A 25650-nucleotide genomic window follows, 5' to 3' on the forward strand; every position below is an offset into this window, starting at 1 on the left:
TTTTAAGCAAATAATTTGAATCTTTTAAGATCAAAAAAGCATATCGTAATACTTATTAACAAAAGTTTCATGTCCTTGATGATATAAATTTTTCACATTAAAGTTGATCAATATTCCTTTGGGTTTCTTCATTAAATTAATATAATTTAAAACTTGAGCACGATGAATTTCATTTAGTTCTGAAACTGCCTTTAATTCAACTACAATTAAATCTTCAACTAAAAAATCACAAAAGAAGTCACATTTAATTTCTTTTCCTTTATAAATGATTGGCACTTTAAATTCAGATTTAAAATTTATATTTCTTAAGCTAAATTCTTCTTCCAAACATTTATGATAAACGCTTTCCAACAAACCTGCTCCTAAGATTTTGTGAACTTCTATGCAGGCTCCATTAATCTTATAGGTTAAATCGGTTAAATAAGATTGGGTAATCATGAAAGCTTTTGTGACTTTTGTGGTTAAATTTAAGTTGCAGGAATAATTTTCCCGGAAACTTCCCCAAAACCTACTCTCACACCATCTTTTTCAGCCCAAGCTTTCATAGTTACTGTGTCATTATCATCGATGAATTTTCTTTCCTGTCCGTTGCTTAGTTGGATCGGATTTTGACCTCTCCAAGTTAATTCAAGCATAGAACCGAAAGATTTTGGATCGCTTCCTGAGATTGTTCCACTTGCATATAAATCTCCAACCTCTACGTTACAGCCATTTACTGTGTGATGAGCCAATTGCTGAGTCATGTTCCAGTACATGTACTTATAATTACTTTCAGAAATTAAATTTTCTTCACCATTTTCAGGCTGTAAATAAACTTCTAAATTAATATCATAATTTTTATCTCCTTCAAATTTTAAATAATCTAAAACTTCAGGATCCTGTGTAGGAGAAGCTGTTCTGAATGGTTCTAAAGCCTCCAGAGTAACTACCCACGGAGAAATAGACGAACCGAAATTTTTAGCCAAGAATGGTCCAAGCGGAACATATTCCCAAGCCTGAATATCTCTTGCAGACCAGTCGTTGAAAACTACCATTCCGAAAATAGCGTCTTCGGCATCTTTTGTAGAAATACTTTCGCCCATTTCTGTGTTTTTGTTGATGATGAACGCCATTTCCAATTCGAAATCCAATTGTTTTGACGGTCCGAAAAGCGGTTTTTCTGCGTCCGCAGGTTTTGTCTGACCTTTTGGGCGGTTGATTTCTGTTCCTGAAACCACTATTGAAGAAGCTCTTCCGTGATATCCTACGGGCAAATGTTTCCAGTTTGGCAACAATGCATTTGCAGGATCTCTGAACATTTTTCCAACATTAGTGGCATGCTCTATGCTGCTGTAGAAATCCGTGTAATTCGGGATATGCACAGGCATCATCATCTTTATTTTATCTAAATCGTAGAATGCTTCTTCGATTGTTTTTTCATCTTTCGACAATGAAGATCCTTCCTGTAATAATTCCTGGATTTTTAGACGTACAGCATTCGTTACAGGTTTTCCAAGTTCGATAAATTCGTTGATGGTATATGCTTCGAAAACGTTATCATCAAGACCTTCAATTTCTTCGAAGTATCCAAAGTCAAACAATGCAGCAAGATCAACAACCTGATCTCCGATCCTTGTACAACATGCAATATATTCTTTGTTGAAAACTGCTACTCCAAACGGAATATTATGAATGGAAAAATCTGAATTTGATGAATATTCTACAAATGATTTCATAATTTTTAGATTTAATTTTAATTGATTTTAAATACGAATTCTGCTAGTTTTTACACAAATAGACATAAATTTATTATTACAAATATTTGTGGAAAACAGTTGAGTTATTTGTATTTAAAGATTTCTTCGTCACTTCGTTTTTCGCAATGACAATTGAATTTACTTTTTAGATTTAGCCTTTGTTTTAGCTTTAGAAAAGGATTCTTCATCAATCCATCTTGCTTTAGTATTAACATCAATCAGGTATAAAATATTGTCCTGGCTTGTTAATAATAGAGTTTTGGTAACCGGAATCGGAACTTTTTTGTTTTCCAGCATATCTGCTCGTAAAGAAATAATATTTTTCTTATTTCTCACAATGTCGCCTGAAAATACGTTTGAAGTAGTTTCCCCCGTTGCTTTATCGTCGAAAACTTCTACATACGTTGCTTTGTTTCCTTTAATAACAATAAAATCTCTCTCGGTGTGATCTGCTTCATCTTTAATGAAAATAAATTTCTTGTTATCAATATTTACAGACTCCAGGTTTTGGTTGACTCCTTTTCTTTCTTCAAGTCGGGTAAGAATGTCGTTTAAAGAACCGTATTGTGCTTTTAAGCCAAATGTTGCTCCAAAAAATAGCATTCCAACTAAAAATTTTCTCATAATGATGTGTTTTTTAAAAAAAAGTTTTGTCAAGACTTTTCATCCTGACAAAACTCTATATTGTTGTTAAAATTAAAGATTTCCTCTTCTTTCCTGTTCTCTTTCTAAAGCTTCGAACAATGCTTTGAAGTTACCTGCACCAAAACTTTGGGCTCCGTGTCTCTCAATGATTTCGAAGAATAGAGTAGGACGGTCTTCTACCGGTTTTGTAAAGATTTGAAGTAAATATCCTTCTTCATCATGATCGATAAGAATACCTAATTCCTGAAGTTTTTTCAGGTCTTCATCGATGTGACCCACTCTTTCAGGAACCATATCGTAATATGCTTCTGGTGGAGCAGAAAGGAATTCTACGCCACGTTTTTTCAATTCAGTTACAGTGTGGATGATGTCTTTTGTAGCAACCGCGATGTGTTGTACTCCTTCACCTTCGTAGAAATCCAGATATTCTTCAACCTGAGATTTCTTTTTACCTTCTGCAGGTTCGTTGATAGGGAATTTTGCGTATCCGTTTCCGTTTGACATTACTTTAGACATCAAAGCAGAATATTCTGTGTTGATCTGTTTGTCGTCAAAAGAAAGAATGTTCACAAATCCCATTACTTTTTCGTACCATTCAACAGTAGGGATCATTCTGTCCCAGTCTACGTTTCCTACGCAGTGGTCAACGTACAGTAAACCTGCTTCTTCGGGGTTGTAATCACTTTCCCACTTTTCGTAACCAGGCATGAAAGCACCGTTATAATTTTTTCTTTCCACAAACATGTGAACTGTTTCTCCGTACGTATAAATTCCGGACATTCTTACTTCACCGTCTGCGTCCGTTAAAGTTACAGGCTCCAAATATGGTTTTCCACCTCTTTTTGTAGTCTCTTCGAAAGCAGCATAAGCGTCATCTACCCAAAGTGCCAAAATTTTCACTCCATCACCGTGTTTTTTTACGTGCTCGTTGATCGGCGAGTCAGATTTAAGTCCCGTTGTAAGAACCAATCTTATTTTCCCCTGCTGAAGAACGTAAGATGCACGATCTCTCACTCCTGTCTCAGGACCAGCATATGCAACAGACTGAAAACCAAAAGCGGTTTTGTAATAATGTGCAGCCTGTTTTGCATTTCCTACATAAAACTCAATATAATCTGTACCGTTGATCGGTAAAAAATTCTCTGCTTGAGCAATTTTTTCGGCAAATGTAAGTGTTGACATATTTTCTATTTTTACTTTTATATTATAGGTATGCAAATTACGAATTTCTTACAAATACGAAAAATATTAACAAACAAACGTTAGGCAAGTTTTAATATTAGATTAAAGAAAAGTTCATTTAAGTATATTTAAGTTTCTTATGTTACAAACAGTATTTCTACATTTGTTGATAACAAGACAAGTGAAAAAAAAATATTTCGAACAAGAAAGCCGTAGAATGATCTGCGGCTTTTCTTTATTTAATATTGTTGAGTCTTCCTGCATCGGGGTTGTAGTTGTCCCAGATTTTCCAGACATTGTCTATTTTTCGGATGAAATAAATTTGAGTATTTAATTGATTTACGAAATGTTTTTCACCAGATTCGCCAACTTCGAATAAAAGATTCCAGAATTCCTGAGATTCTAAGATTTTTTTATCCGGTTCATCCGTCACGACATGAATGTCAAAAACCTCATAATTTGAACGGTTATTCTTGGTCACCAACTGAAATCCGCGATCGCATAATTCTTTGCTGAAATAAGATGCTCTTTCCAAAAAAGGAGATTCATTGAAAACCAAATCCTTGAATAATTCTGTTTTATGATTTGGAAATTGTTTGTAAAACTCAAATACTGTTGCGCAGTAATCGTACACAATCTGAAGAAATTTTTCATTATTAGTTTCTTCATTTTCCTGTTTTTTTTCTTTTACAAACTGGATGTAAGCATTAAGATCTTTGTACCCTAAAAAGATACAGATCTTATCTAAAGTTTTTAAAAATCGTAAATCGTTGTGCGTTTTGTCCTGATAATCATTTTCAAAAAAACGTTGAAGAGTAACGTGCGAGATAGTATTGCCTATTTCGAATTTTTTTCCGCCTTTCAGTTCTTGGGCTTCTGATAATTCATCTTTTATGATTTCGGATAGAATTATATAATGGCTTCGTTTCCATTCTCCTACATTCCCCAAAACAGAGTTTTTTACCTTGGAATGCTTCACAACCTCCTCTCTTATCGAATTATATATAGTTTTCAATCTCCAATGTTTTTAAAAAGGTTTTTATCAAATATACTGCCAAAACCTTGAGGTATTTTTACTATTTCTTTATGTTAAATTAAATGTACGTTATTTTTAGATTAAATAAAAGTTATCAACGAAAAATTTAAACATCAAATTGATTTAATGTTTAAATCTTTCATAAGCTGCTCTTTCCAGCATTTCTCTATCATCCGGATGTGCAATACTTATCAATTCCTGAGCTCTCTGACGAAGATTTTTTCCATACAAATAGACTGTGCCATATTCAGTAACCACATAATGAACGTGACCTCTCGTTGTAACAACTCCGGCTCCTTGCTTCAAAAACGGAACAATTCTGGAAACTCCTTTTTTCGTTCTTGAAGTAATGGCAATAATTGGTTTTCCGTCTTCGCTCAACGCTGCTCCTCTCATGAAATCCATTTGTCCGCCAATACCGCTGTACTGCATTGTTCCGATAGAATCTGCACAAACTTGACCTGTTAAATCAATCTCAATCGCAGAATTGATAGCAACCATTTTTTTGTTTCTCATAATGTTGATTGGGAAATTTACCGCGCTTACATCATTAAAGGCGAAAACGGTGTTATCATCTACATAATCGTACAATTTTCTGGTTCCGAAACAGAAGCTTGTTATCGTTTTATTGTTGTGATATCCTTTGTATTTATTATTAATAACGTCATTTTGAATGAGATCCACCACGCCATCGCTTAACATTTCGGTATGGACACCCAGGTCTTTATGATTTCCCAGACATTTTAAAACAGCATCAGGAATAGTTCCGATTCCCATTTGAAGCGTAGATTTATCGTCAATTAATTCCGCAACATTTTTTCCGACTTCCATTTCTTCGGGACCGACTTTTGCTCCGTAATCTACTGTTGGAAGCTCTTCTTCGTGCCAAACCAGCTTATGAATTCTGCTGATGTGGATCATTCCGTCACCGTGTGTTCTTGGCATTAAAGGGTTGACTATAGCTACAACGATTTTTGCGGTATCAACGGCAGATCTTGCAACGTCTACCGAAGTTCCCAAAGTACAAAAACCGTGTTTGTCAGGTGGAGAAACGGTAATTAAAGCAACATCAAGAGGTAAAATATTTTTTCTGAATAAAATAGGAATTTCACTTAAAAAAACCGGTACAAAATCTCCTCTGTCAGAATTCACGGCATCACGAACCGGACTTGAAACGAACAAGGAATTCACAAAGAATTTGTCTTTATATTCAGGTTTTGCGATCTCTACATTTCCCTGCTGAGTAATGGAAACCATCTCTACGTTTTCTAATCTGTGAGATTGTCTAGCTAACTCGTCTATTAAATGATTGGGAGTACATGCGCTTCCGTGAAAGAAAACACGGTTTCCGCTTTTAATTGTATAGATTGCTTCTTCTGCGCTAATGTAATTATGCATATTAAAGTTTTTAATTTTAATCTCCTTAAAGATAGTTCATATTGAATTTATTTCCATAAAAAGTGGTTTGATTTTTTCGAGATTTTTATCATATTTTGGAAATATCTGAACGGATTCCTACAGCCCTAGCCTCGATTGAGCGGCATGTTTGAGCTCTTTTCCTGTTTCGTGTTGTGGCGGCGAAGCCGCCACAACACGAAACAGGAAAAAGCGAGTAGCGAAAGCGAGAAATAGCTCCTGAAAAAATAAAAAACTCCCTTAAAATAAAAGGACTAAACGCAATGCACTTAGTCCTTTTTATAATTTAAATTAATTTTGATTTATTCTTCCAACCAAGAAGTTTTGTACGAAGAATCTTCCACTTTTAGAGCTTCTTCCGTAAGTTTCAAAGGGCGGAAAGGATCAACCATTACAGCATATTCTTCTGTGAATTTTTTTCCGATACTTCTTTCCATTGCTCCGGGATGAGGTCCATGAACTATTCCTCCAGGGTGAAGGGTAAAGTCCATCAAATCAATATGATTACGGCTCATGAAATCGCCTTCTGTGTAGAATAAAACTTCATCAGAATCGATATTTGAGTGATTGTAAGGCGCTGGAATTGCCTGTGGATGATAATCATACATTCTCGCGCAGAACGAACAAACCACAAAATTGTGTGCCTCAAAAGTCTGATGCACGGGTGGCGGTTGGTGAATTCTTCCGGTAATCGGCTCGAAATTTTTGATATTGAATTTATAAGGATAAAAGTATCCGTCCCAACCTACAACGTCGAATGGATGAGTTGCGTAGATGAAATCTGTGATCTGATTTTCCTTTTTTACTTTAATTAAAAATTCTCCTTTTTCGTCTTTTGGTTCTACAAAAGTTGGAGTGATGATGTCTCTTTCGCAGAAAGGAGAATGCTCCAGTAATTGACCGAATTCGTTTCTGTATCTTTTCGGCGTATAAATTGGAGAATGACTTTCTACTACGAAGAAAACGGTATCATCAGAATGTAATTCAACCTGATAAATCGTTCCTCTTGGGATGATTAAATAATCACCAACAGAAAATTCGAGGTTTCCTACAAAAGTTTTTAGGATTCCGCTTCCACTGTGAGCGTATAAAAGCTCGTCACACTCAGCATTTTTGTAAAAATAATCCATCGATTTTCTAGGTTTAGACAATCCCATTTTCAGGTCATTGTTTACCATCAAAAACTTACGGCTGTCCATAAAATCGTCCTCGGGAGTCACATTCATTCCCTTGAACATTCTTGGAGTAACGTTTTTTTCAACTGCGATTTTCGGTGCTACATCTTTCGGTTCGCCGATCGATTTTATCTGTGTCGGACGGTGAATATGGTATAATAATGAAGAAATTCCATGAAAACCTTCGGTTCCGAAAAGTTGCTCATAGTAAAATTTATCTTCCGGAGACTTGAAAATCGTATGTCTTTTTTGTGGGATATTTCCCGACTGATGATATCTCATTTTACTTTTATATGTTGATTCTCAAATTTAATACTTTTTCATGAATTCAATTTAATAATATTTTATGCGTAAGTTTTGTAATTAAAAAATAATTGTTAGTTTTGTCTAACAATTATAATTTCATGAGGCGAATATTATTTTCTGCGATCTTTTTTTCAGGTTATTGTTTTTCACAAGAAGCTGATAGTTTGAATATAAACCTTTCAAACAATCAGGATTCGGTTAAAATTTCAAAACAAAAAATCAAAACAAAAGACATTGATGATGTGGTGATTACTGGAACAATAAAACCGATCAGTAAATCTAAAAGTCCGGTTGCTGTTGAAATTTATACGCAAAAATTTTTCCAGAAAAACCCGACTCCGAGCATTTTTGAAGCCATTTCAATGGTCAATGGAGTAAAACCGCAGCTGAACTGCTCGGTTTGTAATACAGGAGACATTCACATCAATGGGTTGGAAGGTCCTTACACCATGATTTTGATTGACGGAATGCCGATCGTAAGTTCACTTTCAACAGTTTACGGATTAAGTGGGATTCCAAACAGTTTGGTGGACAGAATTGAAGTGGTGAAAGGTCCGGCTTCCTCTATTTACGGATCTGAAGCGATGGGTGGAGTCATTAATATTATTACTAAAAATGCTCTAAATGCTCCAAAATTGAGTGTCGATCTTATGACAACAACCTGGAGTGAAAATAATTTGGATTTATCAACGAAATTTAATTTGGGTAGAAATGTCGCTTCTTTATTAAGCTTAAATTATTTTAATTATGAAAAAAGATTTGATTATAATAAGGATAATTTTACGGATGCTGCTTTGCAGAACAGGATTTCTGTTTTTAATAAATGGAATTTTCAAAGAAAGGAAAACCGTTTGGCGAGTTTTGCATTGAGATATTTATATGAAGACCGTTTTGGCGGAGAAATGCAATGGAATAAATCATATCGGGGAAGCGATGAAGTATATGGAGAAAGTATTTATACCAATAGAGTAGAGGCTTTTGGGGTCTATCAGTGGCCTTTGAAAGAGAATATTATCACTCAGTTTTCGTATAATTTCCACGATCAGAATTCTTTTTATGGGAGCAATCCTTTTATGGCGACTCAAAAAGTGGCTTTTGCACAGACATATTGGGATAAAAAATTGGGAAATCATGATCTGATTTTAGGTGTAACTTTCAAGAAAACCTATTATGACGACAACACACCGGGAACTTTGTCTTCAGATGGTTTGACGAATGAACCGATGAAGTCGCCTATTTTCGGAGCTTTCATTCAGGATCAGTGGGAGATTAATGAAAAAAATACTTTATTGTTGGGTTACAGATTTGATTACGATAAAATTCATCATTCTGTTCATTCACCACGTTTTGCGTGGAAGTTTTCACCGAATCCTTATCATACCCTGCGATTCAATTTTGGAACGGGTTTCCGTGTTGTGAATTTATTTACGGAAGATCATGCTGCTTTGACGGGTTCTCGTGAGGTTTTGATTAAATCTGATTTAAAACCTGAAAAATCCATCAATGGAAATCTGAATTATGTCTGGAAAATTCCTATTGGAGATCAGTTGATTAATTTAGACGCTTCTGCATTTTATACTTATTTCAGCAATAAAATTGTTGGTGATTTTGATACGGATCCGGAAAAAATTATTTATGACAATCTTCACGGTTATGGAATTTCAAGAGGTGCTTCTCTGAATTTTGATTATCAATTTAATTTTCCTTTAAGCATCAATTTAGGAGTAACTTATCTCGATGTTTATCAAAAATTTGATGATGAAAATGAAAAGTCACAACAGCTTCATGCTCCAAAATGGAGTGGAACATATAATTTAAGCTACAGATTTAAAAATAATCTGACAATCGATTTTACAGGACAGTTTTATGGACCAATGCGACTGCCTGTTTTACCGAATGATTACCGACCTGAATATTCTCCGTTTTATTCTCTGGCGAATATTCAGGTTTCGAAGAGCTTTAAATCGGGATTTGAGGTGTATTGCGGAATTAAAAATCTTTTCAATTTTACCCCGAAAGATCCTCTGATGCGACCGTTTGACCCGTTTGATAAAAATGTTGATGACCCCATAAGCAATCCTAATCATTATACTTTTGATACGACTTATGGATATGCTCCGATGCAGAAAATAAGAGGTTTTATGGGTGTGAAATATACTTTGAAATAATGATTTTACATGAAATTTTACCGCAAAAGAATCAAAAGAAATGATTGAAAAAAGATTTTTAAAAGTTTACAAAATACAAAGAGTTAAACTTCATGCTTTTATCAACTTTTAAGTATCTAATAAAGGTTTGAAAATCTTTTGTCTCTTTTGCGGTAAAAAAAATATTTTAAAATGAAAACCTTAACGATATTTTTATTTTTAATGTTTGTGCCTTGTTTTTGTCTTTCTCAGATGAAGACAGGCACTTTTTCGGATCTGGAAATTTGGCAGAAAGAGAATCCGAAGCCGATCATTATTCATATTTATACAAGCTGGTGCTCGGTTTGTAAGATTGAATCTTTTCAGTTGAATAAGGATAAAGATTTGATTCAGCTAATAAATGAAAATTTTTATGTAATTAATTTCGATGCTGAAAAAATGAAAGAGAAAATCAATTTTCAGGGAAAGGATTTTAATTATTTACCAAATGGAAGTTCTGGAATTCATGAATTGGCTTTGGCTTTATCTAAAAATAAAAATCAGCCTGTTTATCCTTTGTGGATTATTTTGGATAAAGATTTAAATTTGGTTGAATATCATGAAGGGCTTTTTAAACCTGAAAAAATGAAAGAGAAACTCGATGAAGTTTTGAACTTTTAATTCTCACAGATTTGGCGGATTGCGCAGATCTTTTTTATTTATGAAAAATTTTAAAACGCAAACATCTGCGTAATCCGCCAAATCTGTGAGAGTATAATGAAAAACTATTTCAAAAGCACCGCAACAATCGCCAAAATCGCCGGCAGAGCCTGAACAAAAAAGATTTTCTTCGTTGCTGAAATCGCACCATAAATTCCGGCTACAGCAACACAGCTCAAGAAAAATAAGGCTACATTGGTCTGCCATTTCGGATCTTCAATCAGGAAAGACCAGATTAATCCGGCAGAAAGAAATCCGTTGTAAAGTCCCTGATTAGCAGCTAAACCTTTGGTTGGCTTAAACATTTCGGCAGGAAGCGCAGATTTGAAAACCTCTTTTCCTTTGGTTTCCCACGCGAACATTTCCATCCAGAGAATATAAAGGTGTTCGATGGCTACAACTGCGATTAAAATTTTGGCTACAATTTCCATGATTTACTGTTTTGTCATTGTAAAACTAAAAAAATAAAGTTAAGTTTGGTTACAGAATTTCAAAAATGGAGACTTTCAGACAGCATTTAGATAAATTTATTACCATTAATGATGAAGAATTTGCTTTGATTCTTTCTTTTTTCCAGATGTTAGAAATAAAGAAAAAGCAAGATTTGATGGTGGATGGAGAAGTTTGTAAGTCTATGTTTTTTGTATTGAAAGGTTGCCTCCGAAAATTTTTTATCAACGAAAAAGGAATAGAGCAAACTACTGAATTTGCGATTGAAAATTGGTGGATTACTGATACTTTTGCCTATGAACATCAGATAAAATCAGATTTTTGTATTCAGGCTGTGGAACGTTCTACAATTTTAACGATCGATCTTCAGATGCAGGAAGAATTATTGAAAAAACACCCTGTAATGGAAAGGTATTTCAGAATGATTTATCAGAGAGCTTATGCGGCATCGGAAAGACGAATCCGTTATTTGTATGAAATGAGCAGGGAAGAATTGTATCTGCATTTTAGTACACAATATCCTTGGTTTATTCAGAGAATTCCACAATATCTTATTGCTTCTTTTTTGGGTTTTACTCCGGAATATTTAAGTGAAATTCGAGCAAAATTACGTTCTTAAACCAGTTTAAGATTTTTAGAATCCAGATTGCTGAACTTTGTCTCAGAAATTTTAAAACAAAATATTATGAGCACAAGATTCGATATGGCAACGACTGATAAAGCCGCTTACAAAGCAATGTTTGGACTAGAAGCATATCTTCAAAACATTTCATTAAATAAAATTCAGAAAGAATTGATTAAGATAAGAGCTTCCCAGATCAACGGATGCGCCTTTTGTCTGGATATGCACACAAAAGATGCCCTAAAATATGGTGAAACCCCACAAAGAATTTTCCTTTTGAACGCTTGGAGAGATGCGAAAGAATTTTTTACAGAAGAAGAACAGGTTTTGCTTGAAATGACTGAAGAGATCACATTAATAAGCCAAAAAGGATTGACAGAAGAAACGTATTACAAGGCAAAACAACTTTTTGACGAAGCTACAATTGCGCAGATTATCATGGCGATCATCACGATCAATGCATGGAACAGAATCGGAATCAGTACCCATTTGCCGATTGCGAAATAAATTCAACTATCTATTTTAAAGTTATTTACAAAAGGCGCTTCCCGATTTTAAGAAGCGCTTTTTAGATTACTTCACTACGTTCGCAATGAAAAATTAAAGTTTAGCTAATTCTGCACTAATAAAATTCAGTTCTTCTAAAGATAAATCGAAAGACATTGCTTTTGCATTTTCAATGGCTTGCTGAGCGTTTCTTGCTCCTGCTAAAACTACTGTAATTGCGGGTTGCAATGTTGTCCAGCGTAAAACCAGTTGCGAAAGAGTAGCGCCTTTTTCCTGAGCTATCGGTTCGATTTTGTCTAGGAAATTTTTTACTTTATTTAAATCAAATTGCGTAAAATATCCGTTTCTGTGATCGTCTTCTTTTAGTTTATTGTTTTTAAAATATTTTCCTGTCAAAAGTCCTCTTTCCATCGGGCTGTAAACGATAATTCCTGAATTATTTTCCAGAGAATAAGGAACCAAATTATTTTCAATAGAACGGTTCAGCATACTATAAGCGACCTGATTGCTTGCTAATTTCAACGTTTTGTTTGCTTCTTCCATTTGTTCGACAGAATAATTGCTCACACCTGCTGTTCTTATTTTCCCTTGTTGGATCAGAGCTTCCAAAGCTTCCATTGTTTCACTGATGGGAGTTGTTGCATCTGGCCAATGCAATTGCAAAAGATCGATATAATCTGTTCCTAATCTTTTTAAACTTTCCTCAACTTCCTTAATAATATTCTCCTTGGAAGCGAATTTATAAACAGGAATTTTTTTACCGTTTTCCTCTGCATCGAAGAAAAACTCACCTTTTCCGTTATTGCTTCCGTCCCAAACTAAACCAAATTTTGTTAATAACTGAATTTTTGAACGATCTTTTCCTTTAATTGCTTCTCCGATCATTTCTTCACTCAATCCAAAACCGTAGAACGGTGCAGTATCAATTGAAGTAACGCCGTTATCCAAAGAAGCGTGAATTGAATTAATGGAATCCTGTTTTTCATTTCCACCCCACATATTTCCACCAATGGCAAACGCTCCGTGTGTAATCACTGAAAGTTCTAAGTCGGTGTTTCCTAATTTTCTATATTGCATTTTATTTTTGTCTTATTTTTTGTTTTGATTAAAATTCTTCAGGCTTTTACGATTGAAAATTTTATTTATTTAATTCCTTTAAAATAGCTTCTCCAACACTTTTTGCAGACTGAGGATTTTGTCCCGTAATCACTCTTTGATCACTCACTACATGGTTTTGCCAAAGCCCTGATTTTTCAAATTTTGCTCCTCTCTCCTTCAATTTATCTTCCAAAAGGAAAGGGACAACATTCGTTAATTTCACTTCAGATTCCTCTTCATTGGTAAAAGCATTGATTTTTTTGCCGTCAACCAAATATTTACCGTTGTTCAATTTAATATTCACCAAACCTGCAGGTCCATGACAAACTCCGGCTACAATTCCTCCGTTTTCGTAAATTTTTGAGGCGATCGTTGATAATTCTGTATTGTCTGCGAAATCCCACATTGCACCGTGACCTCCTGCATAAAATATTGTGGAATAATTGTCTGGATTAATGTCTGAAGGTTGTAAAGAATGATCTATTTTATTTTTGTATTCTTTATTTTCCCAAAATTCTTTGTTGACAGGATCTTTCAAATCAAATCCGTCAACGGGAGGTGTTCCGCCTTTTGGGCTTACAAAATCGATTTCGTAACCTGCTTTATGAAGAACTTCCCAAGGATGGGAAACTTCGCCAAGATAATATCCGGTTTCCTCGCCGGTATCACCTTTTTTGTCGTGACTTGTCACAACGAATAAGATTTTCTTTTTCATATTTTTTGATTTTTTGGTTTGTGACTGAAAAAATCCTATTGTGAAAGCGGCAAGGATTAAAAACGCTAATTTTTTCATGATTCTAAATGTTTATATTTACCACAAAAGAGCCAAAAGATTTTATTATGCTAAAGTGTACAAAATTGAAGTATGGACTCTTTGATTCCCTTTGTATCTTGTCTTTAATGATTTCTTTTGATTCTTTTGCGGTAAATAAATTAAATAATTTCAGTTAAATAAATCTGTGGTTTTTCCTGTAACTTTTCATCAACCAAAGTCCCAAAAGCTTGAATATATGGCTGTTGATTGTGTTGGTCTAAACCCTCTTTATTTTTCCAGATTTCGTAGAAAACAAATTGATTTTTGTCTTTAATTCCCTGATGAAGCGTGTACAATTCGTTCGCTTCTTCTTTCACGGTTTCTTTTACCATGTTTTGAAGAACTTCTAAAACGTCGTTTCTGTATTCTTCTTTTGCTTTTATTATTGCTGTAAGATAAATTTTCATTAGGCTAATTGTGGTTTTAATTCTTTTTCAAAGACGGTAGTAAGATGTTCTCTGTACAATTTCATATCACGTTCAATATTCGCATTTTTTTCTACATCATGAAAGTGAAAACTTTCCATTTTTTCCAGTGAAACAAAGGCATTCATTCTATGAAAGCCAAATAACGGTCCATTATCTACACTTGTTTCGTTGAAGAATTCTCCAGGCAGCGTAAAAGCAGTTTCAGGAGCATTCCAGCTTGTCGTTAACATATATTTTCTTCCTTTCAGCATTCCCCCTGTTCCGTAGTTGATTTTCGGATTGTCGGCTGTTCTGCCGTCGCTCATATAAATTCCTTTTGCATGACCTGCCGTGAAAACTTCATCGATATATTTTTTCAAACCATTCGGCAATTGAAACCACCAAATCGGAGTGTGATAAATGATATAATCTGCCCAAACGAATTTTTCCACTTCTTCATTTTTGTCGTAATTTTCACTTACGTTTGTGATTTTTACTTCTACATTTCCAAAGTTTTTTAAAACTTCAAGCGTATTGTCTGCAATTGTCTGATTATATTTTCCTCCGGAATGTCCGAAGTTTTGTCCGCCGTTAATGATTAATACTTTTTTCATTTTTTTATGATTGTTTAAATTTTATGATGCAAAGTTATGATGGTGCTTTGTATAATAAAAATAATATGAATTATAGTTAAGTATTATAAAAATGATAGTTTATTGTATCAATAAGTGAATCGTTAATTCACTTTGCTTGTGAATTGTTGCTATGTCTAATTGACAATTGACTTGTGAAGGAAAATCATATTTCACACTACTTATGGTTAAAAATCATACTCCGTTTTTAAACTGAATAATTTTCTGTCTCCTAAATTTGTTTTAAAATTGAAGAATACATGATAAAGATTGCAGTCTTTGGTGACATACATGGAAACCTTCCTGCATTGGAAGTAGTTCTTAATGATATTGAAAAAAGAGGAATACAGCAAAAATTTTGTTTGGGAGATCTGGTAGATTTTGCACCTTGGGGAAATGAAGTCATCGAGAAAATAAAAAGCTTAAATATTTCTTGTTTAATGGGAAATCATGATGAAAGAATCGCTTTTGATATTCCTATAATTCCTTTGGAGAAGCATTCTGAGGAAGAAACAGAAGCCCGATTTGCAGCCATAAACCACTCTAAAAAATACATTACTCAAGAAAATAAAAACTTTTTATCTGAATTACCTTTTCATTTAAAATTAAATTATAAAGTCGGTAAAAAGCATTGGAATATTCAGTTAGTGCATTCTAGCCTGGAAAGCAATGATACTTATTTGTACGAAAATGAACATGATGAAATTTTTCAAAACATGTTGAATGAATCTCAATCTGATGTAATTATTATGGGGCATACTCATATGTCTTTTACAAAATATTTTGCCGGAAAATGGGCGATTAACGGAGGTTCTGTCGGTCGGTCAAGAGAAGAAAACCGTTTGGCTTCGTATGTAATTCTCAATTTGGATGAAGAAAAGTTGATTCCAGAAATTATTCAGCTAGAGTATGCGCGTGAAAAAGTTGCTCAGGAAATTGAGAAAAGCGAAATACCGGATTATTATGCTTGGTTTTTGCGAAATGAAAAAGTTTCTGTCATCTGAAAAATTTCAGAAAAACAATAATAGAATTATTAAATTAAATCTAAATATTATCATTATAATTGTTTTGTAATTTTGTATCATAAATATGATAGATGAATTCATTATTTACAGATAATTAATTAACCTATTAACAAATTAAATATCATGGTAAATCTAGAATGGTATCGAACTTTTAAAGCGATTTATAAAACCGGAACATTAACTGGAGCAGCGGATTCTCTGTTTATTTCGCAACCAGGAGTGAGTCTGCATCTAAGTTCTCTGGAAGCGTACGTCGGGTACAAATTATTCGACAGAACCGGAAGGAAAATGATTCCCACAGAAAGAGGAAAGGTTTTATTTAACGCGATTTCTGAACCTTTGACAAAATTGGAAGACGTTGAAAAAAACTTTCAAAAATCAACAGAAAAACATACACCGACCATCAGTGTGGGAATGTGTTTTGAGACTTTCCAGACGACTTTGGAGCAGTATGTTTCGACGTTGCCATTCAATTTAATTATAAGTTTTGGTGAATATCCTGAAATGTTGGATCAACTGGATAAAGGTATTTTAGATTTAATTATTACCCCCAAAAAAGGAACTTCACCTAATATTTTACATGAAGCATTTTCTTCAGAACAGATTATTTTAGTCGGAGGAAAAAATGTGGATACAGAAAGTTTCAATGAGGTCGTTGCCACAAAAGGTTTGGAACACGTCGAGGAATGGCTGAAACAGGAAAAATGGTACGGAACGACCGGAGATATGGAACATCTTTTTCAGTTTTGGATTCTGAATTTTGGGCATAAGCCGAATTTCCGACCGAATTATATTGTTCCGAATCTGAATTCAATTATTCGTTGTCTGAAAGGTGGAACAGGATTGGCTGTTGTCCCTGATTTTTTATGCAAAAATGAAATTGAAAACGGAGAGGTGAAACTCATTTGGGAAGGCGAGAAAAAATTAGAAAATACATTATATTTCGGATGCAGAAAAAAAACAAATTACGCGGAAGAAATTGATCATATTAAAGGCTTATTCAGAAAAATGATGAGCAAAGATGAAGCTTTGATTGTCTAGTTTTTTGACAATTTTTGTCATTCTGAAAGAAACGAAGTGGATTTGAAGAATCTCTAATAATTTATGTTGAGATTCTTCCTTCCTCATAATGACATTGCATAGATTATTCTACTACAAACTCATATGAATCATCGGATAATCTTTTCCAGAACCATTTTTTTCGGATCTTCCAATTTGCTTAAATCCTAATTTCTCGTAGAAACAGATTGCCTGTGGATTTTGTTCATTCACATCGACTTTTGTTAAGCCGGTTTTTTCTTTCATGAATTGATATAATTCTTTACCTAAACCTTTTCCACGCACATCATTATGAATAAAAAGCATCTCTAAATTTCCTTCTGCAACGGAAGCAAAGCCTTGTGCTTCTCCATTTTCAATAATCAAATACACTTCAAGATTGGGTAAATAATCTCTTGGAATAACTTCTTTAAAATAGTTGAAGTCTTCTTCTGAAAGAAAATCGTGAGTGGCTTTCACAGCAGATTTCCAGATTTCTATGATTCTTGGGTAGTCTTGTGATGTTGCGATTCTGATTTGGTTTGACATAATTTTTAAATTTTCTGCAAAAGTAAAATATTTAAGCAAAAATTCAAATCCAAGTAAAAATGGTAAGCTCAAATTCCAAAATTTTATCGGAAATTTGTTTTAACCTTAATAAAAATTAAACTACATATTATGCAACAAAAAACATATCCGGGACAGCCTGTGATCACATTAAATAACGGAGTTGATATTCCGGCTTTAGGTTTCGGAGTTTGGCAGATGGAAGATATGCAAGAATGCGAAAATGCTGTAATTAAAGCTATTGAAACAGGTTACAGAATGATCGACACAGCTTCTATTTATCAAAATGAAACGGCTGTTGGAAATGCCATCAAAAATAGTGGAATAAACAGAGAAGATTTGTTTGTAACTTCCAAACTTTGGGTTCAGGATACTACTTATGACAAGGCGAAAGGTGCTTTCCAGAGAACTTTAGACAGATTGCAGTTGGATTATTTGGATATGTATTTGATTCACTGGCCTTATAATGATTTTGTAGGAGCTTGGAAGGCGTTGGAAGAATTGTACAATGAAGGAAAAATCAAAGCAATTGGTGTTTGTAATTTTACGATTGAAAAAATGGAGGAATTGAAAGCAAATTCAACGGTTCTTCCTGTTATTAATCAAATTGAACTGCATCCTATTTTCCAGCAAAAAGAACTTCAGGTTTACGATAGAGAAAATAATATCATTACTCAGCCTTGGAGTCCGCTTGGAAACGGAAATGCAGGTTTGCTAGATAATTCAGAATTGAAAAATATTGCTTTAAAATATAGTAAAACTGTTGCTCAGGTTATCTTAAGATGGCATTTACAGGAAGGTTTCTGTGTGATTCCAAAGTCTGTAACTCCTTCAAGAATTGAAGAAAATTTCAACGTTTTCGATTTTGAATTATCGGAAGATGAAATGAATATTGTCCGTTCTTTAGATACAGGAAAAAGATTGTTTTTCGATCCGAAAGATCCTGCCTGGGAACAGAAAATGCTGAACGCTGTAGCGGATATTTAATTTTTTCAATATATAAATGATTAAGAAGCAATGAATTATTGCTTCTTTTTTTGTGGCATTAATGTAAAATAAAGCTTAACTTTAATCATCAAATTTAAAAATGTTAAACCATGGAAAACAAAGACAAAAAATCAACATCAGTAAATGAACAAATTACAGATGCTGTAACTCAATCCAACGTGAAAGTTGTAGGTGAAGCTCCGGCAATTGCTCTAGGTAATGTATACCAAACAGCAGCACATTCCACAGGAATTATGTTTGAAAATGCTGTAAATAATCAAAATCAGCAGAATATTTTAGGGCAAGCTGCAACAACGCAGGGAGTAATGCAAATTTATAGTTTGGATACGGTTGCAGATGCAGTTTCTATAGCGCAAATGATGAATCCCAATGGTCGAAATGCGGAATCATCTTCCAAAAATAATGATAAAAAAGAGTAGTTTTGCATGAATAAACTTACCATTGAAAAAGAAATGATCTCATTTAATTGATTATTTTTGCTGATTTTACAACAGTTTAAATTAATTATGGGAAAAATATTTCTTTCGGTTATTTTATTATCGATCATTTCTTGTAGCAGTGATGATGAGGTTCAAAATTCAGGAGACAAACCTGCAATCGTCGGAAAATGGTATATTGAGAAAAGTGAAATATATAAATCATTAAATCCGCAGATCCAGACTTTGTATTCAACAGACTGCGAGAAAATGAGCACCTATGAATTTACTCCGTCTCATGTAATGTCGATTACTTTTGCGCAAAGCAATAATACCTGCGTGAAGACAGATGCCGTAGCAAGAAAATATATGTTTAATAAAGGAAATGGTAAATTTTGGTATGAAGGTGAAGAAAATTATCCGTATTTCGTCACTAAGCTTACTTTAAGCGATATGGTAATGGAAGACAGAACTCAAGATTTTGATGGTGACGGTATCAAAGATATACTCAGACGTTTTTATAAAAGAATCAATTAAATAAAAAACTCCTTTCGATTTGAAAGGAGTTTTGCTTTATAATAAATTATTTTGTTAAATCTAATCCACCAAAATTTCCAGAGCTCATCATTAGAAAAACACCTTGTGTTTTGTCTAACAAATCCCAGTAAGCGTGAAGTTCTTCAGCGTTTGTGAAAACTCTTAGATTTTCATTTTTGAATTTTTCTTTAATGAATTCTGGAGAAATTGGTTCCATTCTTTTGATCTTTAAAGCATCTTCAGAATAGAAAACAATCGCTTCATCCAATCCATCCATCGCGTGGTCGTATTGTTCTAAAAACACAGGATTCAAGCTAGAATAAGTGTGCAATTCCAGGAAACCGTATTTTTTATCTTTTTTAAATTGTTCGTTAAAGGCTTTTACGGCAGCTTTCACCTTACTTGGAGCGTGTGCAAAATCTTTGTAAAGTATTCCTTTATCTTCTCTTTCTACCTTCTCCAATCGTTTTGAAGCTCCTTTGAAACTCATAATTGCTTCATAGAAATCTTCATCCATAATTCCCAAAGTGTGGCAAATATGTCTCGCTCCTTCCAGATTCAGTAAATTATGAGCGCCAAAAACGGAAAGTGGAACTTCTCCCATTTCAGTTTTTAAATGAACCTGTCCATTAACGATTTCGTATTCAGGAGTTTTATAAGGAATTTTTCTGAAATAGTTTTCAGCACCTTCCACAACTTTTACGACTTCCGCATCTTCTTCATTATAAACCAAAATTCCACCCGGCGTAATGCTTGCAACAAATCTTCTGAATTGCTCAACATAATCATCAAACGTTTTAAAAACATTGATATGATCCCAAGCAATTCCACTCATCAAAGCGATATTCGGTTGATATAACAAAAATTTAGAACGAAGATCGATAGGAGAGGAAAGATATTCATCACCTTCCAAAACCATGAAATCATTGTCCTGAGTCAATTTAACCATACAATCAAAACCTTCCAATTGAGCTCCCACCATGAAATCCACATCTTTTTGATGGAAATTCAAAACATGAAGAATCATCGAAGTAATGGTCGTTTTCCCATGTGAGCCGGCGATCACAACTCTGGTTTTATTTTTCGATTGTTCGTAAAGAAATTCAGGATATGAATAAATTTTTAAACCCAATTCTTTTGCTTTCGCCAATTCAGGATTGTCCTGATGAGCATGCATTCCAAGAATTACGGCATCAATATCGGAAGTAATTTTTTCCGGGAACCAACCCATTTCCTCGGGTAAAATTCCTTTCTTTTCCAACCTAGATTTAGACGGCTCGAAAATAGCATCATCCGAACCTGTAACCTGATATCCTTTGTCTTTTAATGCAATTGCAAGATTGTGCATGGCGCTTCCGCCAATAGCGATGAAATGGGTTTTCAACTTTATTTACTGTTTTTTTACATTATTATTAATGATCTCCTGAAAGGTATTTGTGATGTTTGTCCAGTTCGTTTTAAAATTTGGCATGATTGAACTCGCATCTGTTTTGCTCCCTTCATTTGGACCTTTTTTGATATTAATTGAAGTAGCAATATTATCATAAATTTTCTGATGATCTTCCTGTATTCTTCTGAAATTGTTCTGAGAAAGGGTATGATCGATCTTTTTTAAATCTTCATCAGAAACTTTAAATTCCTGCTTATATTTTTTCCCTTGGCCTTCGAAAGAATAATGTGCAGTATTTCCTTTTATCAGTAAGTTTTCATAAATGGGAGCAAATCCTCCACTTTTAGAGTAACTGATATCGAAATCCGAATACACTTTCTGGCTGTTACATGATACTAATACTATGATGGCGAATAAGATCCCTATTATTCTGTTCATAATTTTTTCTACTTTAATTATCTGAGTCCTTTTGTTCTAATTTTTTAGCTTTAAGTTCTTCATCATAACTGTGTAGTAGGTTGAAATCTTCAGTCTGCTCAATGGCAGTCATTATTTTATGTAAGATTTCAGGTGCTTTTTCATTGTCATAATCAATGTCCAATGGTGCTTTGAACTCCATCGTAGGTTTTACGCCTGTAACCTTTACGCGGAGACCTTTTTTATCAAACGCTCTTCGGAAACCATTAATTTTAATAGGAATCACGATCGGACGTTGATTTTTTACAAGCTTAGCCGTTCCTCTTCTTCCTTGCGCAAAAGCCGAAGTAGTACCTTGAGGGAAAGTCGCTACCCAGCCGTTGTCTAGGGCTTTCATAATATTATCTACCTCGGTAAGATCTACCATTCTGTTGACATTTTTGCCTTCAGCTCTCCATGTTCTTTTTACGGTAACTGCACCTGCAATTTTAAAAATTTTAGGAAGAATCCCTTTATTCATGGTTTCTTCAGCAGCTACGTAGTAAAAATCGATTTTGGGATTTAATAGATAAATTGGGTTTTTAATTGTATTTAAATAACCATTGTTTACAGAGCAGAATGCGTGATACATTGCTGCAACATCCGCAAAATAAGTCTGATGGTTGGACACAAACAAGACGTTGGAATCAGGAAGATCCACAAGGTGTTCGGTACCGGTAATTTTCAGTTTATTAAAGCCATTGAATCTTCTGTAGGAAACAATACCTAAAATAAAAATAATTAACCTTTTTAAAAAATAAGGAGTTCCGAATGCATCGGTGAAAATGTTTTTCTTCGCCATCTCTCAATTAAACACGGTAGTGCAAAGTTACATTTTTTTCAATAACTGACTGAATTCACTTAAAATCATTGCTGTAGCTCCCCAGATGATATATCCGTTGAAATTAATGACAGGAACTTCATTTCCGCCTGCGCTTGGCAAAGCCATGATTTCCGGCTGATCGGGAAGATTCAGGAAGCAGGTGATCGGAAATTCGATAACTTCCACCGCTTCACTTTGCTGTAAAATAAATTCCGGATTCTTCTTTGTATAAGATATATAGGGATAGACGTAAAAATTGCTTGGTGGAATGTAAATCGGAGACATTTCTCGGATGATTCTTACGTAATGTTTTTCGATTCCAATTTCCTCAGAAGTCTCACGTACAGCTGTTTCGGCAAAATCTTTATCCATTTCTTCGCGCTTTCCTCCCGGAAGAGAAATCTGTCCGCTGTGTCTGTCGTGCTCGTTGATTGTTCTTTGAATTAAAGGGAAATGCCACTCATCATTTTTCAGATACAAAACGATGTTTACTGCTGCAAATTTCGGATTTTTCTCCAAAACTTCTTCATATGTAAAAACTGGACGTGAGGGAGGTGAAAAAACTCCGTGAGCATTTATTCCAGGCAGTTCAGCCGTTTTTATTTTTCGTAATAAATCTTTTCCAAAACTCATATCTCAAATTTAAGAATTTCTTTTGAAGGATGGAAGAGGGGAGAGTGTTAATAAATGAAATTTGTTGATAGTTATTGGTTGTCTGTTAGTTATTAGTTGGAAGGTTCTTATTTGTCTGATATTTTTTTATTTAAATCTTTTTTTAACAATCAACAGACCACAACTATTAAACAACATCCCCCGTATTTTCCCCTAATTAAAACCCGTGATACCACAAAACATCAGAAACCGTGACAATAAGAACCGTAATTGGTGATTTTAGAAATTTACACCTTTCTTGTGGTTCGCGCAGTTGGTTTAGAATCTACCTTTGTCATCACTATTAACCAATTAATTTTTACTAAAATGAAAAACTTTATTACAGGTGTATGTACACTAATGGCCATGAGTTTCGGATATGCTCAAATGAATATCGACATGACTACTCAAACTGGAAACATGAACACTGCTACTGTTGACCAAACAGGATTCTTAAATATGAATACTTTAGTTCAGGATGGTAACAGAAATACTGCAGATGTAGATCAGGTAGGAGCTCTTAACAGCAATGATGCAGAAAGCATCGGAAAAAGAAACTCTATCGATGTAGATCAAACAGGTATCGCAAACTCAAACGTAACAAGCCAACAAGGAAACAGAAACTCTTCTGAAACCTGGCAAATAGGTATTCTTAACTCAACTGAACAAACTCAGATAGGAAGACGTAATGAAGTATCTTCAACACAATGGGGCAGCGAAAATATAGCTGTTCAGTATCAGGATGGTAGAAGAAACGACGCATCTTCTTTCCAATGGGGAGACGAAAACGTTGCTGCACAATTCCAGATTGGTAGAAGAAATGATGCTACCGGAGTTCAGGTTGGTGATGGTAACCTTTTAGTACAATATCAACAAGGAAACGACAATAGTGCAACCAACTGGCAGATAGGTGACGACAACATCGCTGCTGCGCTTCAGGTTGGAAATGACAACATGGCTATGGGAACTCAGCTTGGTAACGATAACTTATTGGTTCAACTTCAATTAGGTGATGGCAACACGGCTATCGATGCTCAAACCGGAAATGGAAATATAGCTGTAATAAATCAGACTGGTGACGGACATATCCATATGGGTGTTCAAACCGGAAATAATAATTCTTTAATGGTTAATCAATCAAATTAGTAACTTCTGTAATCTGAAGTTGGGGAGAGACTGAGGTTTCTCCCTTTTTGCTTTAATACGATTTTAGCTATAACGGGAAACCGTGATTTTTCTTCTCTACCCATTTCGCGTGTTTTCTTCAATCTTTGAATCATTTAACTTTAAATAAAAATTAATAACCATGTTTAATCTGGGATGGAGTGTTTTTACACTTTTCTTTTTCGTATCTGTAAATGCACAACAGATAGATTGGGACAAGATCAACAGCAATACGATCCTTTCTGTTGTTGCTTCACAAAATCCTGACCTTGCGAACTCTTTTTCAAATGTTGTTCAGATAGGAAGCAATAACCATGCAGAGCTTTCCATTAATTCCAGGACGGATATTTCGGTAAGACAATTGGGAGATTATAATGCCCTCTTTTATGTAAATTCTTTTACAGATAAAGAAACAAAAGCAACAATTTCCGCACAGGGAAATAATAATATCATAGACGTTACCGGAAGCAACAGCATTTCCGACGGAATGCAGATCCATGTGAAAGGCGACAACAAAACAATCTTCGTAAGAAACTATTAAACTATAAACAATGGACAAATCATACTCCTTGATTTTGTGTACTTTTTTTATCTTCTTGTCTGTTTTCTCATACGGACAAGAGGATAGAAAAGTTTCTGCAAAGATAGAGAGTAGCACCGTAGAAGGACAGATAAAACTAAAGGCCGTAGTCACCAACACCACATCGATATACAAAGAACTCAATTATCTTCTGGTTTCCATCAAAAAAGGAAGTGCTGGAAACTTTTCCAACAATCAGCAAAGCGGTAAATTTTCTCTTAATCCTAATGAAGTAAAGGTTTTATCCGAGATCAATGTAAACCTTGAAAAAAAGGATGCTTTAAAGGCCTTTCTTTATGTAAAAGATGAAGAAACCCAAAAGCTGATTGCCAAAGACAGTGTCGAGCTCAATAATGATCTTTTTAAAAAAAGTAGCCAAAATCGAAGAAGAGGTTTTCTCTGAAATTAAAGGACTAACGATTGATGAAACAAAGAGCAAGGTCGGAAAAGACTTTTATGATCTTTTTTACATTCAATACAGTCAGATTCCGGACAAAAGTGCTTCTGCCGTTACCATCACGGAACTTCCTCTTCGCGGAACAAGCGGGCAGATCAGTATTGAAATGGATGACAAAGTGATATACAGCTTCATGACGAATCCGGGTGAAGATTATTTAAAGGAACAGCTTGCTGCCACTTTAAAAACGATTAAAGAATTTAATGCCAGAAAAAACTTAATTAAAAATGAATTTATCTACTAAAAACGCCAGCCATGAAAACTTTTTTAATCATGTTGAGTTTCATCTCCGGGATATTTCTCGGGTACTCTCAACAATTCGTCTATAAACCCATCAATCCCGCATTCGGAGGCGATACCTTCAATTATCAATGGCTTCTGAGTTCGGCAAACGCACAAAATCAGTTTGATGACAAAAACAGTGTCAGCAATTTGCTTGACAATTTAAATTCTCTCGATAGCTTCAGTCAAAGCCTTAACCGTCAGGTTTTAAGTGAACTTTCAAGAAAATTATTCGAAGACCAGTTCGGTGAAGGAGATATAAAACCCGGAAATTATCTTTTCGGTTCACTCTATCTCCAGATTACGTCTACCGCACAGGGACTTCTGATCAATATTTTGGATACCAGCAATGGAGATCAGTCTGAGGTGATCATTCCAAAATAG

Annotated in this window: 31 protein-coding genes; 14 read left to right on the forward strand and 17 right to left on the reverse strand. The window is 34.6% G+C overall.

The genetic code is table 11. The features are described from left to right. Positions 1 to 30: 30 nt before the first annotated feature. The 7 genes from ACKX2A_RS16585 to ACKX2A_RS16615 all read right to left on the reverse strand — a co-directional run bounded on the left by ACKX2A_RS16585 (position 31) and on the right by ACKX2A_RS16615 (position 7472). Positions 31 to 438: a GxxExxY protein gene (locus tag ACKX2A_RS16585; RefSeq protein WP_415325974.1), complete on the reverse strand. Its 408-nt coding sequence runs from the start codon at positions 436 to 438 to the stop codon at positions 31 to 33. Between the two features lie 29 nt (positions 439 to 467). Next, complete coding sequence (gene fahA / locus ACKX2A_RS16590; protein WP_415325976.1) at positions 468 to 1715, reverse strand: fumarylacetoacetase; 1248 nt, start codon at positions 1713 to 1715, stop codon at positions 468 to 470. 159 nt (positions 1716 to 1874) lie between these two features. Beyond that, positions 1875 to 2360, reverse strand: a complete 486-nt coding sequence (locus tag ACKX2A_RS16595; protein ID WP_415325977.1) for a hypothetical protein — start codon at positions 2358 to 2360, stop codon at positions 1875 to 1877. A 72-nt stretch (positions 2361 to 2432) separates the two neighbouring features. Continuing rightward, the gene (gene hppD, locus ACKX2A_RS16600; protein ID WP_415325978.1) at positions 2433 to 3563 is read right to left on the reverse strand and encodes a 4-hydroxyphenylpyruvate dioxygenase; all 1131 of its coding nucleotides are present in this window, start codon (positions 3561 to 3563) and stop codon (positions 2433 to 2435) included. Positions 3564 to 3798: 235 nt separating this feature from the next. After that, a complete protein-coding gene (locus tag ACKX2A_RS16605) occupies positions 3799 to 4578 on the reverse strand; it encodes a hypothetical protein (protein ID WP_415325980.1) in 780 nt (259 codons plus the stop codon). A 144-nt stretch (positions 4579 to 4722) separates the two neighbouring features. Next, on the reverse strand, positions 4723 to 5997 hold the full coding sequence (locus ACKX2A_RS16610) for an acetyl-CoA hydrolase/transferase family protein (RefSeq protein ID WP_415325981.1): 1275 nt from the start codon (positions 5995 to 5997) through the stop codon (positions 4723 to 4725). Positions 5998 to 6317: 320 nt separating this feature from the next. Next, on the reverse strand, positions 6318 to 7472 hold the full coding sequence (locus ACKX2A_RS16615) for a homogentisate 1,2-dioxygenase (RefSeq protein ID WP_415325983.1): 1155 nt from the start codon (positions 7470 to 7472) through the stop codon (positions 6318 to 6320). Positions 7473 to 7594: 122 nt separating this feature from the next. Here ACKX2A_RS16615 and ACKX2A_RS16620 point away from each other — a divergent pair, with 122 nt between their 5' ends. Together ACKX2A_RS16620 and ACKX2A_RS16625 are read left to right on the forward strand one after the other, a co-directional pair. After that, positions 7595 to 9664, forward strand: coding sequence for a TonB-dependent receptor plug domain-containing protein (locus tag ACKX2A_RS16620; RefSeq protein ID WP_415325985.1), 2070 nt, complete (start codon positions 7595 to 7597; stop codon positions 9662 to 9664). A gap of 171 nt (positions 9665 to 9835) precedes the next feature. After that, positions 9836 to 10303: a thioredoxin family protein gene (locus ACKX2A_RS16625; RefSeq protein ID WP_415325986.1), complete on the forward strand. Its 468-nt coding sequence runs from the start codon at positions 9836 to 9838 to the stop codon at positions 10301 to 10303. 104 nt (positions 10304 to 10407) lie between these two features. Here ACKX2A_RS16625 and ACKX2A_RS16630 read toward each other — a convergent pair whose 3' ends face one another. Next, a complete protein-coding gene (locus tag ACKX2A_RS16630) occupies positions 10408 to 10773 on the reverse strand; it encodes a DUF1304 domain-containing protein (protein ID WP_415325988.1) in 366 nt (121 codons plus the stop codon). Positions 10774 to 10838: 65 nt separating this feature from the next. Here ACKX2A_RS16630 and ACKX2A_RS16635 point away from each other — a divergent pair, with 65 nt between their 5' ends. Both ACKX2A_RS16635 and ACKX2A_RS16640 read left to right on the forward strand, forming a co-directional pair. Continuing rightward, entirely contained in the window at positions 10839 to 11411 is a 573-nt protein-coding gene (locus ACKX2A_RS16635; protein ID WP_415325989.1) for a Crp/Fnr family transcriptional regulator, read from the forward strand. 66 nt (positions 11412 to 11477) lie between these two features. Further along, the gene (locus ACKX2A_RS16640; RefSeq protein ID WP_415325991.1) at positions 11478 to 11921 is read left to right on the forward strand and encodes a carboxymuconolactone decarboxylase family protein; all 444 of its coding nucleotides are present in this window, start codon (positions 11478 to 11480) and stop codon (positions 11919 to 11921) included. Positions 11922 to 12014: 93 nt separating this feature from the next. Here ACKX2A_RS16640 and ACKX2A_RS16645 read toward each other — a convergent pair whose 3' ends face one another. From ACKX2A_RS16645 to ACKX2A_RS16660, 4 genes are all read right to left on the reverse strand, one after another. Next, entirely contained in the window at positions 12015 to 12998 is a 984-nt protein-coding gene (locus tag ACKX2A_RS16645; RefSeq protein ID WP_415325993.1) for an aldo/keto reductase, read from the reverse strand. Between the two features lie 61 nt (positions 12999 to 13059). Beyond that, entirely contained in the window at positions 13060 to 13734 is a 675-nt protein-coding gene (locus ACKX2A_RS16650; protein WP_415325994.1) for a type 1 glutamine amidotransferase domain-containing protein, read from the reverse strand. A 218-nt stretch (positions 13735 to 13952) separates the two neighbouring features. Then, positions 13953 to 14240 carry a putative quinol monooxygenase gene (locus ACKX2A_RS16655; RefSeq protein ID WP_415325996.1) on the reverse strand — a complete coding sequence of 96 codons (288 nt, stop codon included), beginning with the start codon at positions 14238 to 14240 and terminating at the stop codon, positions 13953 to 13955. Continuing rightward, a complete protein-coding gene (locus ACKX2A_RS16660) occupies positions 14240 to 14854 on the reverse strand; it encodes an NAD(P)H-dependent oxidoreductase (protein ID WP_415325998.1) in 615 nt (204 codons plus the stop codon). The genes ACKX2A_RS16655 and ACKX2A_RS16660 overlap by 1 nt, the downstream gene beginning before the upstream one ends. Before the next feature lie 278 nt (positions 14855 to 15132). On the opposite strand from ACKX2A_RS16660, the gene ACKX2A_RS16665 reads away from it, so the two are divergent. Together ACKX2A_RS16665 and ACKX2A_RS16670 are read left to right on the forward strand one after the other, a co-directional pair. Next, positions 15133 to 15876: a metallophosphoesterase family protein gene (locus tag ACKX2A_RS16665; RefSeq protein ID WP_415326000.1), complete on the forward strand. Its 744-nt coding sequence runs from the start codon at positions 15133 to 15135 to the stop codon at positions 15874 to 15876. A 144-nt stretch (positions 15877 to 16020) separates the two neighbouring features. Continuing rightward, positions 16021 to 16938: a LysR family transcriptional regulator gene (locus ACKX2A_RS16670; RefSeq protein ID WP_415326002.1), complete on the forward strand. Its 918-nt coding sequence runs from the start codon at positions 16021 to 16023 to the stop codon at positions 16936 to 16938. A 111-nt stretch (positions 16939 to 17049) separates the two neighbouring features. Here ACKX2A_RS16670 and ACKX2A_RS16675 read toward each other — a convergent pair whose 3' ends face one another. Then, complete coding sequence (locus ACKX2A_RS16675; protein ID WP_415326004.1) at positions 17050 to 17484, reverse strand: GNAT family N-acetyltransferase; 435 nt, start codon at positions 17482 to 17484, stop codon at positions 17050 to 17052. Between the two features lie 129 nt (positions 17485 to 17613). Between ACKX2A_RS16675 and ACKX2A_RS16680 the strand changes: the two genes are divergently transcribed. From ACKX2A_RS16680 to ACKX2A_RS16690, 3 genes are all read left to right on the forward strand, one after another. Beyond that, the gene (locus ACKX2A_RS16680) at positions 17614 to 18489 is read left to right on the forward strand and encodes an aldo/keto reductase (RefSeq protein ID WP_415326006.1); all 876 of its coding nucleotides are present in this window, start codon (positions 17614 to 17616) and stop codon (positions 18487 to 18489) included. A gap of 110 nt (positions 18490 to 18599) precedes the next feature. Continuing rightward, a complete protein-coding gene (locus tag ACKX2A_RS16685; protein ID WP_415326007.1) occupies positions 18600 to 18929 on the forward strand; it encodes a RebB family R body protein in 330 nt (109 codons plus the stop codon). Positions 18930 to 19016: 87 nt separating this feature from the next. Beyond that, positions 19017 to 19463 carry a lipocalin family protein gene (locus ACKX2A_RS16690; protein WP_415326008.1) on the forward strand — a complete coding sequence of 149 codons (447 nt, stop codon included), beginning with the start codon at positions 19017 to 19019 and terminating at the stop codon, positions 19461 to 19463. Positions 19464 to 19509: 46 nt separating this feature from the next. Here the strand turns inward: ACKX2A_RS16690 and ACKX2A_RS16695 are convergent, their stop codons facing one another. From ACKX2A_RS16695 to ACKX2A_RS16710, 4 genes are read right to left on the reverse strand one after another with little or no spacing between them, the layout of a single operon-like run. After that, positions 19510 to 20847 (reverse strand): UDP-N-acetylmuramate--L-alanine ligase, encoded by a 1338-nt coding sequence (locus ACKX2A_RS16695; protein WP_415326010.1) that lies wholly within the window; start codon positions 20845 to 20847, stop codon positions 19510 to 19512. A gap of 6 nt (positions 20848 to 20853) precedes the next feature. Then, positions 20854 to 21291: a hypothetical protein gene (locus tag ACKX2A_RS16700; RefSeq protein WP_415326012.1), complete on the reverse strand. Its 438-nt coding sequence runs from the start codon at positions 21289 to 21291 to the stop codon at positions 20854 to 20856. A 13-nt stretch (positions 21292 to 21304) separates the two neighbouring features. Beyond that, positions 21305 to 22111: a lysophospholipid acyltransferase family protein gene (locus ACKX2A_RS16705; protein WP_415326014.1), complete on the reverse strand. Its 807-nt coding sequence runs from the start codon at positions 22109 to 22111 to the stop codon at positions 21305 to 21307. Positions 22112 to 22138: 27 nt separating this feature from the next. After that, positions 22139 to 22765 carry an NUDIX hydrolase gene (locus tag ACKX2A_RS16710; RefSeq protein WP_415326015.1) on the reverse strand — a complete coding sequence of 209 codons (627 nt, stop codon included), beginning with the start codon at positions 22763 to 22765 and terminating at the stop codon, positions 22139 to 22141. A gap of 345 nt (positions 22766 to 23110) precedes the next feature. Here ACKX2A_RS16710 and ACKX2A_RS16715 point away from each other — a divergent pair, with 345 nt between their 5' ends. From ACKX2A_RS16715 to ACKX2A_RS16735, 5 genes are all read left to right on the forward strand, one after another. Next, positions 23111 to 23929: a hypothetical protein gene (locus tag ACKX2A_RS16715; RefSeq protein ID WP_415326017.1), complete on the forward strand. Its 819-nt coding sequence runs from the start codon at positions 23111 to 23113 to the stop codon at positions 23927 to 23929. A gap of 160 nt (positions 23930 to 24089) precedes the next feature. Beyond that, a complete protein-coding gene (locus ACKX2A_RS16720) occupies positions 24090 to 24488 on the forward strand; it encodes a hypothetical protein (RefSeq protein WP_415326019.1) in 399 nt (132 codons plus the stop codon). A 10-nt stretch (positions 24489 to 24498) separates the two neighbouring features. Next, positions 24499 to 24930 carry a curli-like amyloid fiber formation chaperone CsgH gene (gene csgH / locus ACKX2A_RS16725; RefSeq protein ID WP_415326021.1) on the forward strand — a complete coding sequence of 144 codons (432 nt, stop codon included), beginning with the start codon at positions 24499 to 24501 and terminating at the stop codon, positions 24928 to 24930. Beyond that, complete coding sequence (locus ACKX2A_RS16730) at positions 24881 to 25228, forward strand: CsgE family curli-type amyloid fiber assembly protein (RefSeq protein ID WP_415326023.1); 348 nt, start codon at positions 24881 to 24883, stop codon at positions 25226 to 25228. The genes csgH and ACKX2A_RS16730 overlap by 50 nt, the downstream gene beginning before the upstream one ends. A gap of 11 nt (positions 25229 to 25239) precedes the next feature. Continuing rightward, positions 25240 to 25650 (forward strand): curli production assembly/transport component CsgF, encoded by a 411-nt coding sequence (locus ACKX2A_RS16735; RefSeq protein ID WP_415326025.1) that lies wholly within the window; start codon positions 25240 to 25242, stop codon positions 25648 to 25650.

The organism is Chryseobacterium sp. MMS23-Vi53 (genome assembly GCF_047651245.1).
Classification (GTDB): Bacteria; Bacteroidota; Bacteroidia; order Flavobacteriales; family Weeksellaceae; genus Chryseobacterium.

Bases quoted from the DNA above. Each gene is read 5' to 3' on its own strand.
- ACKX2A_RS16685 (WP_415326007.1), top strand. From the start codon at position 18,600: ATGGAAAACAAAGACAAAAAATCAACATCAGTAAATGAACAAATTACA.
- ACKX2A_RS16710 (WP_415326015.1), bottom strand. From the start codon at position 22,765: ATGAGTTTTGGAAAAGATTTATTACGAAAAATAAAAACGGCTGAACTG.
- ACKX2A_RS16730 (WP_415326023.1), top strand. From the start codon at position 24,881: ATGATCTTTTTAAAAAAAGTAGCCAAAATCGAAGAAGAGGTTTTCTCT.
- ACKX2A_RS16625 (WP_415325986.1), top strand. From the start codon at position 9,836: ATGAAAACCTTAACGATATTTTTATTTTTAATGTTTGTGCCTTGTTTT.
- ACKX2A_RS16690 (WP_415326008.1), top strand. From the start codon at position 19,017: ATGGGAAAAATATTTCTTTCGGTTATTTTATTATCGATCATTTCTTGT.
- ACKX2A_RS16715 (WP_415326017.1), top strand. From the start codon at position 23,111: ATGAAAAACTTTATTACAGGTGTATGTACACTAATGGCCATGAGTTTC.
- fahA (WP_415325976.1), bottom strand. From the start codon at position 1,715: ATGAAATCATTTGTAGAATATTCATCAAATTCAGATTTTTCCATTCAT.
- ACKX2A_RS16665 (WP_415326000.1), top strand. From the start codon at position 15,133: ATGATAAAGATTGCAGTCTTTGGTGACATACATGGAAACCTTCCTGCA.
- ACKX2A_RS16620 (WP_415325985.1), top strand. From the start codon at position 7,595: ATGAGGCGAATATTATTTTCTGCGATCTTTTTTTCAGGTTATTGTTTT.
- ACKX2A_RS16735 (WP_415326025.1), top strand. From the start codon at position 25,240: ATGAAAACTTTTTTAATCATGTTGAGTTTCATCTCCGGGATATTTCTC.
- ACKX2A_RS16640 (WP_415325991.1), top strand. From the start codon at position 11,478: ATGAGCACAAGATTCGATATGGCAACGACTGATAAAGCCGCTTACAAA.
- ACKX2A_RS16670 (WP_415326002.1), top strand. From the start codon at position 16,021: ATGGTAAATCTAGAATGGTATCGAACTTTTAAAGCGATTTATAAAACC.
- ACKX2A_RS16705 (WP_415326014.1), bottom strand. From the start codon at position 22,111: ATGGCGAAGAAAAACATTTTCACCGATGCATTCGGAACTCCTTATTTT.
- ACKX2A_RS16635 (WP_415325989.1), top strand. From the start codon at position 10,839: ATGGAGACTTTCAGACAGCATTTAGATAAATTTATTACCATTAATGAT.
- hppD (WP_415325978.1), bottom strand. From the start codon at position 3,563: ATGTCAACACTTACATTTGCCGAAAAAATTGCTCAAGCAGAGAATTTT.
- ACKX2A_RS16700 (WP_415326012.1), bottom strand. From the start codon at position 21,291: ATGAACAGAATAATAGGGATCTTATTCGCCATCATAGTATTAGTATCA.
- ACKX2A_RS16630 (WP_415325988.1), bottom strand. From the start codon at position 10,773: ATGGAAATTGTAGCCAAAATTTTAATCGCAGTTGTAGCCATCGAACAC.
- ACKX2A_RS16675 (WP_415326004.1), bottom strand. From the start codon at position 17,484: ATGTCAAACCAAATCAGAATCGCAACATCACAAGACTACCCAAGAATC.
- ACKX2A_RS16655 (WP_415325996.1), bottom strand. From the start codon at position 14,240: ATGAAAATTTATCTTACAGCAATAATAAAAGCAAAAGAAGAATACAGA.
- ACKX2A_RS16680 (WP_415326006.1), top strand. From the start codon at position 17,614: ATGCAACAAAAAACATATCCGGGACAGCCTGTGATCACATTAAATAAC.
- ACKX2A_RS16585 (WP_415325974.1), bottom strand. From the start codon at position 438: ATGATTACCCAATCTTATTTAACCGATTTAACCTATAAGATTAATGGA.
- ACKX2A_RS16720 (WP_415326019.1), top strand. From the start codon at position 24,090: ATGTTTAATCTGGGATGGAGTGTTTTTACACTTTTCTTTTTCGTATCT.
- csgH (WP_415326021.1), top strand. From the start codon at position 24,499: ATGGACAAATCATACTCCTTGATTTTGTGTACTTTTTTTATCTTCTTG.
- ACKX2A_RS16660 (WP_415325998.1), bottom strand. From the start codon at position 14,854: ATGAAAAAAGTATTAATCATTAACGGCGGACAAAACTTCGGACATTCC.
- ACKX2A_RS16645 (WP_415325993.1), bottom strand. From the start codon at position 12,998: ATGCAATATAGAAAATTAGGAAACACCGACTTAGAACTTTCAGTGATT.
- ACKX2A_RS16615 (WP_415325983.1), bottom strand. From the start codon at position 7,472: ATGAGATATCATCAGTCGGGAAATATCCCACAAAAAAGACATACGATT.
- ACKX2A_RS16610 (WP_415325981.1), bottom strand. From the start codon at position 5,997: ATGCATAATTACATTAGCGCAGAAGAAGCAATCTATACAATTAAAAGC.
- ACKX2A_RS16650 (WP_415325994.1), bottom strand. From the start codon at position 13,734: ATGAAAAAGAAAATCTTATTCGTTGTGACAAGTCACGACAAAAAAGGT.
- ACKX2A_RS16595 (WP_415325977.1), bottom strand. From the start codon at position 2,360: ATGAGAAAATTTTTAGTTGGAATGCTATTTTTTGGAGCAACATTTGGC.